We start from the raw sequence: 16,250 nt of genomic DNA, 5'->3' as shown, positions 1-16,250 counted from the left end.
CGAGAGTAATTAATTAGTATTGAGGTAGAGATGCTTCGAGAAGCTCAGCATGACTTTCCTGGTAGCCGTTCTGTTTCTCGTTCTTACTTCGTCAATTCTCCAAACACCTCCTCCAGGCTCTGCTGCTCCTGCCGCAGCCCCAGCAGAATCCAGCCTTCCTGCCCGGCCAGGCGTGACACGGCGGCGCGTACGTCCACGCCCGGTGCGGTGCGGAGCAGGACGGCGCCATCGGGCGCGGCCTCTACGTGGCGCACGCCGGGGAGCTGGGCCAGCTTAGTAGTATCAACCAGGCCTTCGAACTCGGCACGCACCACGGTTTCGCCAGCGGCACGGGCGGCTAGCTCAGCTACCGGGCTGTCGGCCACCAGCTTGCCCCGACTGATGATGAGCACGCGGGAGCACAGGGCTGTGACTTCGGGCAGAATGTGGGTGCTGAAAATGACGGTTTTATCCTCGCCCACTTCGCGGATGAGCTGGCGGATTTCCAGAATCTGGTTAGGGTCGAGGCCGGTGGTGGGCTCGTCGAGAATGAGCACGTCGGGGTTGTGAATGAGGGCCTGGGCGAGGCCCACCCGCTGCCGGTAGCCCTTGCTGAGCGCGCCGATTTGCTTGTTCTGTTCGCGGCTCAGGCCCACGCGGCGAACTAGCTCGGCCACGCGGGTGCGCAGGCCAGAACCGCGCAGGCCGTGCACCGAGCCAATGAATTCGAGGTACTCGTGGACGTACATATCCAGGTAGAGCGGGTTGTGCTCGGGCAGGTAGCCCACGTGCCGGCGCACTTCCAGGCTGTCAACCAGCACATCGTAGCCAGCCACCCGCACCGTGCCGGCGGTGGGCGGGAGGTAGCCGGTGGCAATTTTCATGGTGGTGCTTTTGCCCGCGCCATTCGGCCCGAGGAAGCCCACAATTTCACCCTTGCCCGCCGTGAAGCTGATGTTGTCCACGGCGTTTTGGGTGCCGTAGGTTTTGGTCAGGTGCTCGATTTCTACCATGTGATAGTGCTTGGTTGGGGGAGAGAACGTCATGCAGAGCGCAGCGAAGCATCTTTACCGCACAAGTAATTAATTAGTATTGAGGTAAAGATGCTTCGCTGCGCTCTGCATGACGTTCAACTTACTTCACGTTAGCCTCGCACTTGTGGCAGGCAAACAGGTGCTGAGGGATGGGCATGACGTTCAACTTACTTCACGTTAGCCGGCCGCAGCTGAATCTCCGAAATCATCGTCGTGTCCGGCGCTTCAACCGCGTGCACAATGGCGGCGGCAATATCCTCCGGTTGCATCTTGTGCGGGTCGGGCGTGAGGCCGGGCTCTTTGCCGTTGAAGTTAGTTTCTACCGAGCCGGGCATTACGCAGGTCACGCGGATACCATCCGGCCGCACTTCCTTGAACAGCGAATCGGAAAAGCCCCGAACCGCAAACTTCGTGGCGCAGTAGCCCGACATGCCGGCCGAGCCCGCCGTACCGGCCAGCGAGGCCACATTCACAACGTGGCCCTGTTGCTGCTGCTTCATTTGGGGCAGCACGGCGCGGGTGCACAGGAAAGTGCCCAGCACGTTAGTATCGAACATCGTTTTCCAGTCTTCGGTCCGGAAACCGTCCACGTCGCCCATGATGCCCAGGCCGGCATTATTTACCAGAACATGAATTTCCGGCCCCAGCTCGCGCTGGGTGTTGGTGAAGGCTTCGGTGATGGAGTGCTCGTCCTGCACATCACACTCGAAAAACTGGAATCGGTCGTGCGTGAAATGGTCGGGAGCCGAGCGGGCCCAGCCGGCCACGGCCGCGCCGCGGGCCAACAGGGCTTGCACGGTGGCGAGGCCGATTCCTTTGCTTGCGCCGGTCACGATGGCAACTTTACCGCTGAGGTCCATTTATCTTTGGGAAAAGTAAGGGGATTATGCGCAAAACGAGTTTGCGGCCGCAAGTTAGCGGCCTGGGAGGGTTTGGGATACTGCGCCGGCTGGGCCGCCTCGGATTCGGCGTCGCGCTAATGGCTGGTTTGAGCACCTGTGGCCCGGGCCACGGCACCGATTGCCTGAAAAGTACGGGCACCATCGTCACCCAGCGCCGCGAGGTAGATGCCGGCCTGGTCACCGTCACGGCCTTCGACAACGTGGACCTGCGCATCGTGCAGGATACCCAGACCTACGCCGAGGTGCGCGCCGGCGAAAACCTCATCAGCGACATCGTGCTCACCCGCAAAGGCAACGCGCTGGAAATCAATAATACCAGCACCTGCAACTGGGCGCGCAGCTACGATACGCCCCGCGAAGTAACGCTGCACCTGCCGCGCATTCTTAACGTGTTTTTGCGTGGCCAGGGCAATGCCAGCACCGTGGGCCAGTTCGCGCAGGACACCATTTTTTTTCACTTAGTGGGCGCCGGAGATTACGACCTCAACGTGAAAGCCAAAATGCTGTTCCTCGATTTGTATGAGCTGGGCGATATCAAGGTGCAGGGCGCTGCCGATGAGATGAACTTTACCCTGGGGGGCTTGGGCCGACTATTTGCCCAAAGCCTAAGCCTGAAACGGTGCTATTTCAATATGACCCGCGACAGCGACGCCGATGCTCATGTGCGAGTCAGCGACGCCCTGGGCGGCACCGTGGCCGGCAATGGCACCCTTTTCTACGGCGGAGCCCCCACGTTCACGGATATTAAAATAACCGGCAAAGGCAGCAAGAAAGCCGAGTAGGCCCGTGGCGCAGCGCCTATCGGATGGGCGGGCTGCCGGATTTTCGCCGGTAGCCCACCAATATAGGATGGCCTCTTAGCCCAAATCGCCCAGCTGCGGCCGAATCAGCAGCTCTTCCACCACGGCGTGGAGCGACAGGGAGTAGGCCGAAAACAGCGCCTCGGCTACATCATCGGCCTGCACAAACCGCTCGGCGGGCAGCTCTACGCCGGCCCAGCTGGCCGTGAGCGTGGGGCCGGGCAGCACGGCCGTGACGCGCACACCGCTGGTTTTTAGCTCCTCGCGCAGGTTTTTGGTGAAGCCCAGCAGCGCGTGCTTGGCAATGCCGTAGGAGCCGCCATTGGGGTAAGCCGTGATGCTGGCCGTGGAGCAGATGGTGAAAATGTGCCCCTGGCCCCGCGCAATAAGGCCCGGTAGCAGCGGCAGCGTCACGTCGTAGGCGCTCAATAAATTCACGGCCAGCATCTGGCGCAGCTGCGAGCCATCGGCGGGCTCGTCCTGGAGGCGGCCGGGAATAAAGGCGCCGGCGTTGTTCACCAGCACGTCAACGGGCAGGCCCAGCGCCAGCACAAATTCCGCGAAGTGGGCGCAGTCGGCCTGCTGGCTGAGGTCGGCGGGCAGGGTGTGGAGCACGGCCCCGGGAACATCGGCATGCAGCTCGGTTGTAAGCGCGGCCAGGTCGGTGGCCGAGCGGGCGCAGGTAGCCACCGGAAAGCCCGCTTTTAGAAAGCGCGCCACGACGGCGCGACCAATACCTTTGCTGCCGCCGGTGACGACAATTAATTTTTCGCTCGTTTGGGCTTTGTTCATCTGATTTTACGTAAGGTGGCGAAGCCTCTGAAGTTTCGTCTGCGGCAACAGCCGCACCCAAACTTCGGTTTTTATTCCTCAACAAATTCTCATGCTTAAAACTTTCGGCTCGTTTGTCCTTTTCCTGCGAGGCATGGTCACGCGCACGGAGCGGTTCAGCGTCCTCTGGAATCGCACCATCGACGAAGCCATCCTCATCGGGGTCGACTCCATTGTGATTGTGTCCATCGTGTCGGCCTTTATCGGGGCCGTTACCTGCGTCCAGATTGCCTACAACCTTACCAATCCGCTCATTCCGCAGTCCACCATCGGCTATATGGTGCGCGAAATGACTATTCTGGAGCTGGCCCCCACCATCACCAGCATCGTGCTGGCGGGCAAAGTGGGCAGCAGCATTGCCGGCGGCCTGGGCACCATGCGCATCACCGAACAGGTGTCGGCGCTGGAGGTAATGGGCATCAATTCTACTTCCTACCTTGTGCTGCCGCGTATTCTGGCGGCGCTTCTTATGTTCCCGCTGCTGGTTATTCTGGCCATGCTGCTGTCCATTTTGGGCGGCTACCTGGCCGGTACCCTCACCGGCGTGATGACGGCCCAGGATTATATCGAAGGCATTCGGACCGATTTTATTCCCTACAACATCGTCTTCGCCCTCATCAAGGCGGTGGTGTTTGCCTTCTTGGTATCGGGCATTTCGGCCTTCAAGGGCTACTACACCACCGGCGGTGCCCTCGAAGTAGGCGCGGCCAGCACCGGTGCCGTTACCAATTCCATTATCGCCATCCTCATTGCCGATTTCGCCCTGGCAGCGTTGCTGCTCTAAAATAGGGTCTTAAGGGATTGGTTTTAAAGTAATTGGCTGGAATTTAATCCAGCCGATGATGCCAACGTATCAAATGCCTTGGAGTCCTGTGACCTGCCTGAAATTCTAAGTCCCCAAGACCCCAAGTCCCTCAAAATGATTGAAGTATCCAACATCGAAAAATCCTTCGACGGCACGCCCGTGCTGAAAGGCATTTCGTGCGTGTTTGAAACCGGCAAGTGCAACATGCTGCTGGGCGGCTCGGGCACGGGCAAAAGCGTGCTGCTGCAGTGCATTGTGGGGCTGATGAAGCCCGATATCGGCTCCATCACCTTCGATGGCACGGTGTACACCAACAGTAAAATCGATATCCGCCAGGAAATACGGCGCAAAATCGGGATGCTGTTCCAGGGTTCGGCGCTTTTCGACTCGATGACGGTGGCCCAGAACGTAGAGTTTCCGCTGCAGATGCTGACGCCCGAAATGACGCCCGAAGAGCGGCGCGAGCGGGTCGAGTTTTGTCTAAAGCGCGTGGGCCTGGAAAATGCCGGCAACAAGATGCCCGCCGAAATTTCGGGCGGCATGAAGAAGCGCGTGGGCATTGCCCGCGCCATTGCACCGCAGTGTACCTACCTGTTTTGCGACGAGCCTAACTCCGGCCTCGACCCCGCCACCAGCACCAAAATCGACAATCTCATCTACGAAATCACCCACGAATATGACATCACCACCGTCATCGTAACCCACGATATGAACTCGGTGATTGAGATTGGTGAGCACATCATTTTCCTGCACCAGGGCAAAAAACTTTGGGACGGTACCAAGGAAGAAATTCTGAACGCCAAAGTCCCCGAGCTGCGCGAATTTATCTTCAGCAGTAGCCTCGTACGCGCCGCCAAGCGCGTCGACGACGAAACCGAAGGCGGCATGGCCGCTTTCGCCGAAGAAAGTGAGTCCGGCGGCGGTATCTGAAATCACTGATTGCCGCTGATTAACCGTGATTCCGCTGATTACTATGCAAAAAGGCCGCTCAATGAGCGGCCTTTTTGCATAGTAATCAGCGGAATCTTCAGCGCAAACCAAACCGTAGCTGAAAAATAATCAGCGAAATCACGGTTAATCAGCGGCAATCAGTGATTCCAAGTGCGCCAGATGGTGCTGGCCGTGCCAGGCATACAGGGCCAGGGCCTGGTCGAGGGTCGATTCGCGCTGGTTGCCGGGGTGGTAGAAGGTGCGCTGCCATTGCACTTCCGTGAGGTGCTGCAAGAGCGTAACTCAGCGCGAATGCAGGGCCTCCAGCAGCGTGAGCGACACGGTAATGGGCGTGGCGGCCACATCGGGCAGCCTGGCCCAGGCCGCTTCGTCGTAGGGCCGGATGGTGGGGTTGTCCTCCGTCAGGGCCAGGCGGTAGCGGAAGTAGCAGTTCATGTGCGAGTCGGCCACGTGGTGAATTACCTGGCGGCCGGTCCAGCCACCGGGGCGGTAGGGGCGTTGCAGGCCTTCGCCGCCCACCCGGCGCGCCATGGCCGTGAGCCGGCCCGGAAGCTCGGCCAGCTGCTGAATCAGGGCCGTACGCTCGGTAGGGGCGAGGGGGCCGGCAGGCAGCTGCGGCCGGCCAATGGGGTAGCGCAGCAGGTCATCGGAAGTAGGGCTCATAACTGCGAAGTAAGCAAAAACACCACCCCAAAATGGGGTGGCGCTTGCACTGATAAGGAACGGACCTGCAACGAACCCGTTCAACTCACTAAAATCGGTTCAATCGGCAGTATTAGCCGTTGCGCTTGTTCAGCTCGTCGCGGATTTTGGCGGCCTTTTCGTAGTCCTCGCGGTTGAGGGCTTCAGACAGCATTTTTGATAACTCTTCCATCGAAACCTGGCCACTGGGGTCGCGGGGCTCGGGCTGGGCGCGACTGGCGCGGGGCGAGTTCGTATCGGTGTCGTCGTCCTCGTCATCCTCATCTTCTTCGGCTTCGCTTTCGGCTTCGTCGAGGTCAGAAAGGATGATGCCGGCTTCGCTCAGCACGCTTTCCACGGTATAAATAGGCACGCCGAAGCGCAGGCCAATGGCAATGGCATCGGAAGGCCGGGCGTCGATATCGAACGTCGTGGCCCCGTCGGAGCACACAATGCGCGAATAGAAAACGCCTTCTTTGAGGTCGGAAATCACCACCTCCAGAATCACCACGTGCACATGCTCGGCAAAGGATTTGAACAGGTCGTGGGTAAGAGGGCGATTGGGGCTAATCTTTTCTATCTGAATAGCAATGCTTTGCGCTTCAAACATGCCAATGATAATGGGCAAGCGGCGGTTGCCGCCCTTCTCGCCCAGAATCAGCGCGAAGGAGCCAGATTGCGACTGGCTGGACGAAAGCCCCAGGATTTCAAGCTGGATTTTTTTCAAGGGAATAAGGAACTGGGTGTCTTGGAAGCGGAAAGGAGGGAAGGGCCGGGCCGAAGCCGGTAGAGAGGATGTACGTGCAAATAAAGAAAAGTCCGGGTATCTGCGGCCAAAATCTGCCGTAGAAACCAGAAATGCTAAAAAAAGATTGGGGACCCGGGCCGCGGCCTTCTTGCGAAAACCACCGGACCGGGTCCCCAATGCCTGCACGTAGACCTTAGTTGAGGGCCTTCACAGCCGCGGTTAGCTTGGGCAATATGTCAAAAACGTCGCCCACGATGCCATAATCGGCCGCCTTAAAGAAAGGAGCTTCCGGGTCTTTGTTGATGACCACAATCACCTTCGAGCTATTCACGCCGGCCAGGTGCTGGATGGCCCCCGAAATGCCGCAGGCAATGTACAGGTTCGGCGAGATGGTGATGCCGGTCTGGCCCACGTGCTCGTGGTGAGGGCGCCAGTCTACGTCCGACACGGGCTTGGAGCAGGCCGTGCCCGCGCCCAGTGCCTTGGCCAGGTCCTCAATGAGGCCCCAGTTCTCCGGGCCTTTCATGCCCCGGCCGCCCGATACTACGAGCGCGGCTTCGGGCAGGAGCACGCCACCGGCCTGGTCCTGCATGATAACCTGCGTGGGCGCATCAGCAAAGTCAGCGTCCGACAGCTGGGCTGCGAAGCTCACAACTTCGGCCGTTTTGCCGGCATCGTGCTTGGCCTCGGTCGAGTTCTTTTTCACGGCGATGATTTTGCGGTCGCCGCTCAGCACCACGTCCGAAAACGCCTTGCCCGAGAATGCGCCGCGCTTCACCGTGAATTGGTCGCCGGCGATTTTTGGCAGCTCTACCACGTTGGTGGCCAGGCTGGCCTTCAGCCGCACCGACAGGCGCGAGCCCACCGCCGCGCCAATGTTGGAATTGGCCAGCACGATGATTTTGGCCTGCTCCTGCTCGGCTGCCGTGGCAATGAGCTTGGTGTAGGCGTTGTTCACGAAGTCCTTGAGGCGGGGCTCGGCGTCGAACAGCACTTTCGTGATGCCCTGCTCGCCCAGCTTGGCCAGGTTGGCTTCATTGGCGTGGCCTACGGCAATGGCCGTGGCCGTGGTGCCCAGCTGGGCAGCCACCTGCGCCCCGTAAGAGGCTACTTCGAGCGACGACTTTTTTACTTCGCCGTCGGCGCATTCAACTACAACTAATACTGACATGTCTTTGAGTTAAGAGTTAAAAGTTATGAGTTAAGAGTTGCCAGTCGGAGCTCGAATTGACTCATAGCCAACTCTTAACTCATAACTTTTAACTCTTAACTCCCTTTAAATGACTTTCGCTTCGTTGCGCAGCAGCTTGATGAGCTCGCCGGCATTCTCAGCATCGATGAGCTTCACGCCCTGCTTTTTGGGCGGCAAGGCAAACTCGGCTACGGTGGTGCGGGCGGGCTCGCCAATGGCGGGCACTACTTTCAGGGGCTTGGTGCGGGCCGTCATGATGCCGCGCATGTTGGGGATGCGGGGCTCGCACATGGGCTGCTGGCACGAGGCCACGAAAGGCGTGTTCACGGTCACGATTTCCTTGCCGCCTTCAATTTCGCGCTCCAGCGTGGCGGTGTTGCCGCTCATGTCCAGCTTCATGGCCGGGGCCACGGTCGGAATGCCGAGCATCTCGCCCACCATGCCGTGCACCTGGAAGCCGTTGTAGTCGATGCTTTCCTTGCCCATCAAAATCACGTCGTAGGCACCTTCTTTGGCGATGGCGGCAATTTGCTCGGCCACGAAGTAGGCATCCTGCGGCGCGGCGTTCACCCGGATGGCATCATCAGCCCCAATGGCCAGGGCCTTGCGGATGTTGGGCTCGGTGTCGGCTTCGCCCACGTTGAGGACGGTGACAGTGCCACTACCGGCGGCTTCCTTCAGCTCGATGGCGCGGGTGAGGGCGTACTCATCCCAGGGGTTGATTACGAACTGCACCCCGGCCTTGTTGAACTCCTTGTTATCAGGGGTGAAGGCGATTTTGGTGGTCGTGTCGGGCACGTTGGAAATACAAACCAGAAACTTCATCTAAGCGGGATTAGGGTGGCGAAATCGAATTTAAAAGGCTGCATGCATAACAACCAACACTGGCTTGCCGGTTTCCGGCAGCCAATCTTTATCAGGGGATATGCGGCAGAAAAGCCGCAATTTTGCCCCAAAGGTAAACAAAACTCCTGCCCTAATGAATACTCCCGCCACGCGTTTGCAACAGTTATTGGCTTTCCATGCCGATGACCCCACCGATGCCTTCACTATATATGCCCTGGCAACCGAATACCGTGCCCAGGAGCCGGAGCGGGCCTGGGAATTTTACAACAAATTATTAACCGAGCATTCCGACTACGTGGGGACTTACTACCACGCCGGCAAGTTGTTGGAACAGTTTGGTAAAAAAGATGAGGCCGAGAAAGTGTACCGCACCGGCCTGAAAGTGGCCCGCGCCGCCGGCCAGCAGCACGCCGCCAGCGAGCTGCTTCAGGCGCTAAACAGCTGCCTCGGTCTTGACTATGAGGATGACTAACCAATCGAAAATGGCCCGGCAAGTGGCCGGGCCATTTTCCGGAAGTTGGTAGGGGGATGAATGGCCCCACGGCGGTGTATTTGCGGTTTACTGGAAGGGAAAGCAACAGGTTGATTTCTTTCGGCAGGCGGTAATTGATATTGGTCGGTTAAAAGGGTAGCTCCGTCGCATATGTAGGAGTTGTTTAGAAAGTCACAAAAAGTACTCAAACGGTCATTCAGAGCGCAGCATCTTGCTCGCATCGTTGAACGGGCCTGAGGATGCGAGCAAGATGCTTCGTTGCGCTCTGCATGACCGTTCGGGGACTTTCTAAACAGCTTCAATGCTAAGGGTGAGGGCGAGAAGGGGATGATGGGTGGTATGGCCCGACAGGCCCAAACCTGCGATGCCCAGCTGCATTTTTGAATGCAATAACCGGGCGTATCAAACAACGCTGTACGGGTTGGGCAGCGTGCCCGGGATGCTGGGCATCCTGGGCAGTGGCACTGCCGCCAACAGCGCCCTTATGCAGGGTGAAACGCTGCTGCTGGTGTTATTCGGCAATTCCTGGCAAACCATTGCAGTTTCGGTGAGCCACTACGCCTAGGTGAAGCGTACCACGGCCAGCACGCTGCTAATGCTGGTGGGAGCGGTGCTGCCCGGCCTGCTGGGCCAGTACGCCGAGCACAACTGATTGTCGGCTGCCACCCTGACGGCAAATTTAATCGGCATTAAAAGCCAGCTGAATACCCTGTTGCCCTTCGACTTGCGAGCGGTGGCTAACACGCTGGGCCTGAACGGCGAAATCCGCGCGGCCAAGGCTGGAAACCGACAGGGGCGGATTATTTCCTGGATGTTGCTGCTTACAGCCGCACTGGGCCTGGCCAACCCGCGGCCCGAAGCTGCTGGCCCCGGTGCTGTCAGCGACTTCCCTACCGCTGGTGAAGGGCTATTGGCTGGCGGCGCAGGTGGCCGGCGAGGGGCCGGGCCGCCGCTAATCGTAGCTGCGCTATCGTACGCAGAGAATTGACCCCCTTAAAAATGGGCGTTCACCGAGGTTTTGAGGTCGTTCAGGGGGTAAATGAAACATTCATTTTATCCTCATATATGCATCGGCACCTTTGTCAGGAAATCAACGCCAATTATGTCCCGTTTCCCTTTCTTGGTTCTTTTTGGGGCGTGGTGCCTGGGCCCTCAGCCCGCCGCCGCCCAAAGTGCTACGGCTATTTACGCTTCACCAACCGATACCATTCGCCTGGCACTGCCGCAGGCCGAACAGCAATTTTCTCAGAATAACCTGGCCGTACTGGCCCAGCAATACAATGTGACGGTGGCCCAGGCCCAGGCCGTGCAGGCCCGCCTGATTGATAACCCGTCGCTATACGTGGAGCAGGACGTGCTGCGCCGCAAGATTGGCCGCCCCACGGTGCCCGAAGGCACGGTAGGCAGCGAGGCCATTGTGACGGTGCAGCAGCTGTTTTCGCTGGCCGGGCGGCGCAAAGCCGCCGGCCAGGTAGCTCAGCAAAACGCAGTAGTGGAGCAGTACAACCTGCAGGATTTGCTGCGTAACCTGCGCTACCAGCTGCGCAGCACGTTCTACGACGTATACTTTAAGCAGCAGACCCTGAGGACCTACGCCACGGAAATAACCTCGCTCACGCGTACCGTATCCCTGTACCAGACGCAGTTTGAGAAGGGCAACATTGCGCTGAAAGAGGTGATTCGTCTGCGGGCCTTCCTGTTTACGCTGCAAAGTGAACGCCAGAGCCTGCTGAATGACGTGGCTTCGGACCAAACCGATTTGCACGTATTGCTGCGCGACGCGACCGGCAGCCAGTTTGTACCCCTGGTAGACCTGCGCCGGACCCGCGAGCTGAACCTGGCCAGCCACCCGGAGCAGGAGTTGATTGATACCGCCCTGGTGCGCCGCACCGATTTGAACGCCCGCCGCGCCAGCCTGCAACAGCAAAATCTGAACCTGAAGCTGCAACAGAAACTGGCCACTCCCGACCTGGCCGTGGGCTACACCTACGACAAAGCCGGCTCCTACATCAACAACTACAGTGCGTTGACGCTGGGCATCGCGGTGCCCATCTTCAACCGTAACCAAGGCAACATTCAGGCGGCCAAAGCGCAGATTGCCGGCAGCCAGCTACTGGTAGACCAGCAGCAGCTGGTGGTGCAGAGCGAGGTGCACCAGGCCTACCAGCTGGCAGCCCGCAATGACGAGCTGTTTCAGAACACCGACCGTGACACCGCTCCCTTTGCGCGCCTGATGGTGGGCATCGAGCAGAGCTACGCCAAGCGTATCCTGAGCGTGGTGGAATATCTGGACTTTTTCGAGTCCTATAAAAACAACCTGGTGCAGCTGAATACCTTGCGGGCCAATCGCGTGCGGGCTTTCGAGCAGTTGAATTTTGCCGTGGGCAAGCCGGTGTTCCGCGCCGAGTAGCCTAATTGAGCTGTTAGCTGGTAGCTTTTAGCTTCCGACGCCAATACAAACCCTGTCATTCATCAAAAGCTAACAGCTAAAAGCTGACGGCTAATAGCTAACTATAATGAACCGCTCCTTTCTGGCATTGCTGACCGCCGTAACCCTGGTTGGCTGCTCCAAACCCGAAGTTAAAGAAGAGAAGAAGGAGGGCTTCCGCCTGTCCGACACCATGATGCAGCAGATTGTGCTCGACACGGTGCGCCTGCGCCCGGTGCAGGACGAGCTGGTGCTGACCGGCGAAATCGCCACCGATGGCGACAAAACCGTGAAAGTTTACCCCCTGGTGGGCGGCGTGGTAGAGCAGCTGAAAGTGCAGCTCGGCGATAAGGTGACCAAAGGCCAGGTGCTGGCCGTCATCAAGTCGGGCGAGATTGCCGATGTGCAAAACCAGACCACCGCTGCCAGCTCCGACCTCGACATCGCCCGCAAAAACCTGGCTGTGGCCGATGACATGTTTAAAGCCGGTCTGAACTCGGAGCGCGATGTGGTGCTGGCCCGGGCTGAGGTAACCAAAGCTCGGGGCACAGTGGGTAAAAACGTGAAGCAGCTCAGCGTGTATGGCATCGGCAAGAACGGCATGTACGAGCTGCGGGCCCCGATATCGGGCTTCATTACCGAGAAGAATGCCACCGACCACGAGCAATTTAACAACGATAACGTGGGCAACCTATTCACGGTGAGCGACCTGGATGATGTCTGGATTATGGCCAACGTGTTTGAGTCGGATATCTCGAAGGTGAAGGAAGGCTACTCGGCTGACGTGACCACGCTGAGCTACCCGGATAAGCATTTCCGGGGCAAGATTGACAAGGTATTCAACGTGCTCGACCCCGACAGCAAGGTGATGAAGGTGCGCGTGCGCCTCGACAACCCCGGCTACCTGCTCAAGCCCGAAATGTATGCCCAGGTGCGGGTGGTAAATACGGAAGGGGCGAAGGCCCTGGCCGTGCCCGCTAAGTCTGTCGTTTTCGATAAGGACCGCAACTTCGTGATGGTGTTCAAGGACCGCACCCACGTGGAAACCCGTCCCGTGACCATCAGCAAAACGGTGGGCGACTACAGCTACATCACCAGCGGCCTCAAAGCGGGCGATGTGGTGATTGCGAAGGACCAGCTGTTGGTGTACGACGAGCTGAATGACTAGGTCATTTAACAATTAACATTTATCATTTAACATTTTTCAATCAGCCTTTATGAGGCTGGGCTGGCTGCGTCTTGTGCTTCCAGTAGATGAGAAAAGTTAGTGGTAGAGGTTGATTATGAGTTGTTAAATGATAAATGTTAATTGTTAAATGACACCATGAATAAGTTCATCCAAGGCATTATCGCCTTTTCGCTTAAAAACAAGGGCTTCATCTTCCTCATGACGCTGGTGGTGGTGGTGATGGGCGTAGTGAGCTATCGGAACACGCCCATTGAGGCGTTTCCGGACGTGACCAACACCGAAATCACCATCATCACGCAGTGGCCCGGCCGCTCGGCCGAGGAGATGGAAAAGTTCGTAACCGTGCCCATCGAAATCGCCCTGAACCCGGTGCAGAAAAAGGCCTCGGTACGCAGCACCACGCTCTTTGGCCTGTCGGTGGTGAAGGTGATTTTTGACGATGGCGTGGACGACGCCTTTGCCCGCCCGCAGGTGAACAACCTGCTGCGCGAGGTGGACCTGCCCGACGGCATCACGCCCGACGTGCAGCCGCCCTACGGCCCCACCGGCGAAATCTACCGCTACACGCTGGAGAGTAAGAATAAAACCGTGCGCGAGCTCAAAACTCTGCAGGACTGGGTGATTGAGCGCAACCTGAAAGCCGTGCCCGGCGTGGCCGACGTGAACAGCTTCGGCGGCGAGGTGAAGGCCTACGAAATTTCGGTGAACCCCGGTAAATTGCAGGATTTCGGCCTCACGCCGCTCGACCTGTACAACGCCGTGCAGCGCTCCAACATCAACGTGGGCGGCGACGTGATAAACCAGGGCCAGCAGAACTACGTGGTGCGCGGTATTGGCCTGCTGAACAACATCTCGGATATCACCAACACGGTAATTAAGAACGTGAACGGCGTGCCCATTCTGGTGCGCGATGTGGCCCGCGTGAGCGAAAGCGCCCTGCCGCGCCTGGGTCAGGTAGGCCGGGGCTTCGAGGACGACAAGCTGGAAGGAATCGTGGTGATGCGCAAGGGCGAAAACCCCTCGGAAGTCATTGCCCGTCTGCACGCTAAGGTGGATGAGCTGAACTCGAAAATCCTGCCGCCCGATGTGAAGATGAAAACCTTCTACGACCGGCAGCAGCTGATTGACTTCTCCACGGAAACGGTGATTCACAACCTGTTGGAAGGCATTGTGCTGGTGACGCTTATCGTGTTCCTGTTCATGGCCGACTGGCGCACCACGGTGATTGTGTCGGTGATTATTCCGTTGGCGCTGCTGTTTGCCTTCATCTGTCTGCGGCTGCGCGGCATGAGCGCCAACTTGCTGAGTATGGGGGCCATCGACTTCGGCATCATCATCGACGGCGCGGTGGTGATGGTGGAGGGCTTGTTTGTGGCCCTCGACCACAAGGCGCACGAGCTGGGCATGGAGCGCTTCAATAAGCTCTCCAAGCTGGGGCTGATTAAGAAGTCGGGCCGCGAGATGGGCAAGTCGATTTTCTTCGCCAAGGCCATTATTATCACGGCGCTGCTGCCGATTTTCTCTTTCGAGAAAGTGGAGGGTAAGGTGTTCTCACCGCTGGCCTGGACGCTGGGCTTCGCCCTGCTGGGCGCGCTGATTTTCACCCTCACGCTGGTGCCGGTGCTGGTGAGTATCCTGCTGAAAAAGAACGTGAAGGAGAAGGACAACTTCTTCGTGCGCGGCGTAAACAACGGGGCCAACCGCTTCTTCCGCTTCACCTACGCCCGTAAAACCGCCACGCTCATTATTGCCTTCGTGGTGACGGCCGTGGGTCTGTATTCGTTCTCCTTCCTCGGCTCAGAATTTCTGCCGGAGCTGAACGAAGGCTCGATTTACGTGCGGGCTCAACTGCCGTTGAGCATCAGCCTGGAGTCGAGCAATGAGCTGTGTAACAAGATGCGGCGCGATTTTCTGAGTTTCTCCGAGGTGAGTGATGTGGTGAGCCAGACCGGCCGCCCCAACGACGGTACCGACCCCACGGGCTTCTACAACAACGAATTTCTGGTGCAGCTGAAGCACACGCCGGAGGTCGAGAAGAAGATGAAATCCAAGGTATACCGCGAGGACTTGGTGGCGCGGATGAAGGCCAAGCTCGACAAGTTTGCGGGCGTCGATTTCAACTTCTCGCAGCCCATCACCGACAACGTGGAGGAAGCCGCCTCGGGCGTGAAAGGCTCGATTGCGGTGAAGATTTACGGCTCCGATTTAGCCACGCTCGAATCCAAGGCCCGCGAGGTGTACGAAATACTGAAAACCGTGAAAGGCATTGACGACCTGGGGGTGCTGCGCAACATCGGCCAGCCCGAGTTTCACGTCGACCTCGACGAGCGCCGCATGGCCAGCTACGGCGTGAGCAAGACCGACGCAGCTTCGGTGCTGGAAATGGCAGTGGGCGGCAAGGAAGCCACTCAGCTGTACGAAGGCGAGCGCAAATTCCCCATCCGGGTGCGCTACGAGCCCCAGTTTCGCCAGACGCCTACCGAAATTTCGGCCCTGATGGTGCCCACGCAGTCGGGCAAAACCATCCCGCTCACCGAAATTGCTACTATTGGCTCTGTCACCGGCCCCAGCCTGATTTACCGCGACGACAACCGCCGCTTCGCTGCCGTGAAGTTCTCCATCCGGGGCCGCGACATGGGCTCTACCATTAAGGAAGCCCAGGAAAAAGTGAACCGCCACGTCGTGCTGCCCAAAGGCTATGAGCAGAAATGGACCGGCGATTTCGAGAACCAGCGCCGCGCCCAGCAGCGGCTCTCGCAGGTGGTGCCCATTTCCCTGGGCCTCATCTTCTTCATCCTGTTCATTCTCTTCGGCAACCTGAAAGATGCCGGGCTGGTGCTGCTCAACGTGCCGTTTGCCATCATCGGCGGCATTGCGGCGCTGTTGCTCACGCACACCAACTTCTCGATTTCGGCCGGTATCGGCTTCATCGCCCTGTTCGGTATTTGTATTCAGAACGGGGTGATTTTGATATCCGTTTTCAAGCAGAACCTGGTGAAGAAGTACACGCTTGACCACAGCATCAACGAAGGCGTGATTTCGCGGGTGCGCCCCGTGGTGATGACGGCCCTTATGGCCACCATCGGCCTGATGCCGGCCGCCATCTCAACGGGCATCGGCTCGGAGACGTCCAAGCCACTGGCTATTGTGGTAATTGGCGGCCTCATTACGGGGACTATCCTCACGCTCTTCGTGTTCCCGCTGGTATTTGAGCGGTTTTATCGGAGCGAGCACACCAAGTATGTGCCGCTGCCCGGCGAGAAAGGTTCTGTTGAGCCGTTGGCAGTACATTGATGCCAAATAAAACGCGCTCCAACTCGACGTAGCCTTACAGCGTTTACACTACAGTGGAGTTGTTTAGAAAGTCACAA

At 58.3% G+C, this 16,250-nt stretch carries 14 protein-coding genes and 1 pseudogene; 8 read left to right on the top strand and 7 right to left on the bottom strand.

What is annotated here, in order from left to right:
- Window positions 1-83: 83 nt before the first annotated feature.
- Both gldA and KQ659_RS12485 read right to left on the bottom strand, forming a co-directional pair.
- Window positions 84-1,025, bottom strand: coding sequence for a gliding motility-associated ABC transporter ATP-binding subunit GldA (gldA, locus tag KQ659_RS12490; protein ID WP_226915533.1), 942 nt, complete (start codon window positions 1,023-1,025; stop codon window positions 84-86).
- A gap of 155 nt (window positions 1,026-1,180) precedes the next feature.
- A complete protein-coding gene (locus KQ659_RS12485) occupies window positions 1,181-1,873 on the bottom strand; it encodes an SDR family oxidoreductase (RefSeq protein WP_216688504.1) in 693 nt (230 codons plus the stop codon).
- Window positions 1,874-1,992: 119 nt separating this feature from the next.
- On the opposite strand from KQ659_RS12485, the gene KQ659_RS12480 reads away from it, so the two are divergent.
- On the top strand, window positions 1,993-2,697 hold the full coding sequence (locus tag KQ659_RS12480; RefSeq protein WP_226929965.1) for a GIN domain-containing protein: 705 nt from the start codon (window positions 1,993-1,995) through the stop codon (window positions 2,695-2,697).
- Window positions 2,698-2,772: 75 nt separating this feature from the next.
- Here KQ659_RS12480 and KQ659_RS12475 read toward each other — a convergent pair whose 3' ends face one another.
- Window positions 2,773-3,507, bottom strand: a complete 735-nt coding sequence (locus KQ659_RS12475; RefSeq protein WP_216688506.1) for an SDR family oxidoreductase — start codon at window positions 3,505-3,507, stop codon at window positions 2,773-2,775.
- 91 nt (window positions 3,508-3,598) lie between these two features.
- Here KQ659_RS12475 and KQ659_RS12470 point away from each other — a divergent pair, with 91 nt between their 5' ends.
- Together KQ659_RS12470 and KQ659_RS12465 are read left to right on the top strand one after the other, a co-directional pair.
- Entirely contained in the window at window positions 3,599-4,330 is a 732-nt protein-coding gene (locus KQ659_RS12470; RefSeq protein ID WP_168674183.1) for an MlaE family ABC transporter permease, read from the top strand.
- Window positions 4,331-4,465: 135 nt separating this feature from the next.
- The gene (locus KQ659_RS12465) at window positions 4,466-5,281 is read left to right on the top strand and encodes an ABC transporter ATP-binding protein (protein ID WP_216688507.1); all 816 of its coding nucleotides are present in this window, start codon (window positions 4,466-4,468) and stop codon (window positions 5,279-5,281) included.
- 144 nt (window positions 5,282-5,425) lie between these two features.
- Here the strand turns inward: KQ659_RS12465 and KQ659_RS12455 are convergent.
- From KQ659_RS12455 to KQ659_RS12440, 4 genes and pseudogenes are all read right to left on the bottom strand, one after another.
- A pseudogene (locus KQ659_RS12455) lies at window positions 5,426-5,965 on the bottom strand (YfiT family bacillithiol transferase).
- Window positions 5,966-6,077: 112 nt separating this feature from the next.
- Complete coding sequence (locus tag KQ659_RS12450) at window positions 6,078-6,710, bottom strand: bifunctional nuclease family protein (RefSeq protein ID WP_216688508.1); 633 nt, start codon at window positions 6,708-6,710, stop codon at window positions 6,078-6,080.
- A 214-nt stretch (window positions 6,711-6,924) separates the two neighbouring features.
- Window positions 6,925-7,902 carry an electron transfer flavoprotein subunit alpha/FixB family protein gene (locus KQ659_RS12445; protein WP_216688509.1) on the bottom strand — a complete coding sequence of 326 codons (978 nt, stop codon included), beginning with the start codon at window positions 7,900-7,902 and terminating at the stop codon, window positions 6,925-6,927.
- Window positions 7,903-8,007: 105 nt separating this feature from the next.
- Window positions 8,008-8,748, bottom strand: coding sequence for an electron transfer flavoprotein subunit beta/FixA family protein (locus tag KQ659_RS12440; RefSeq protein WP_168674188.1), 741 nt, complete (start codon window positions 8,746-8,748; stop codon window positions 8,008-8,010).
- Window positions 8,749-8,902: 154 nt separating this feature from the next.
- Between KQ659_RS12440 and KQ659_RS12435 the strand changes: the two genes are divergently transcribed.
- The 5 genes from KQ659_RS12435 to KQ659_RS12415 all read left to right on the top strand — a co-directional run bounded on the left by KQ659_RS12435 (window position 8,903) and on the right by KQ659_RS12415 (window position 16,173).
- Entirely contained in the window at window positions 8,903-9,241 is a 339-nt protein-coding gene (locus KQ659_RS12435) for a tetratricopeptide repeat protein (RefSeq protein WP_216688510.1), read from the top strand.
- 385 nt (window positions 9,242-9,626) lie between these two features.
- A complete protein-coding gene (locus KQ659_RS12430) occupies window positions 9,627-9,827 on the top strand; it encodes a hypothetical protein (protein ID WP_216688511.1) in 201 nt (66 codons plus the stop codon).
- 537 nt (window positions 9,828-10,364) lie between these two features.
- Window positions 10,365-11,672 carry a TolC family protein gene (locus KQ659_RS12425; RefSeq protein WP_216688512.1) on the top strand — a complete coding sequence of 436 codons (1,308 nt, stop codon included), beginning with the start codon at window positions 10,365-10,367 and terminating at the stop codon, window positions 11,670-11,672.
- A 106-nt stretch (window positions 11,673-11,778) separates the two neighbouring features.
- A complete protein-coding gene (locus KQ659_RS12420; protein WP_216688513.1) occupies window positions 11,779-12,858 on the top strand; it encodes an efflux RND transporter periplasmic adaptor subunit in 1,080 nt (359 codons plus the stop codon).
- Window positions 12,859-13,014: 156 nt separating this feature from the next.
- The gene (locus KQ659_RS12415; RefSeq protein WP_216688514.1) at window positions 13,015-16,173 is read left to right on the top strand and encodes an efflux RND transporter permease subunit; all 3,159 of its coding nucleotides are present in this window, start codon (window positions 13,015-13,017) and stop codon (window positions 16,171-16,173) included.
- The last annotated feature ends 77 nt before the right edge of the window (window positions 16,174-16,250 follow it).

Origin of the sequence: Hymenobacter siberiensis (assembly GCF_018967865.2) — a bacterium.
Taxonomy (GTDB): domain Bacteria; phylum Bacteroidota; class Bacteroidia; order Cytophagales; family Hymenobacteraceae; genus Hymenobacter; species Hymenobacter siberiensis.
This window is presented reverse-complemented; position numbering and strand designations above follow the sequence as displayed.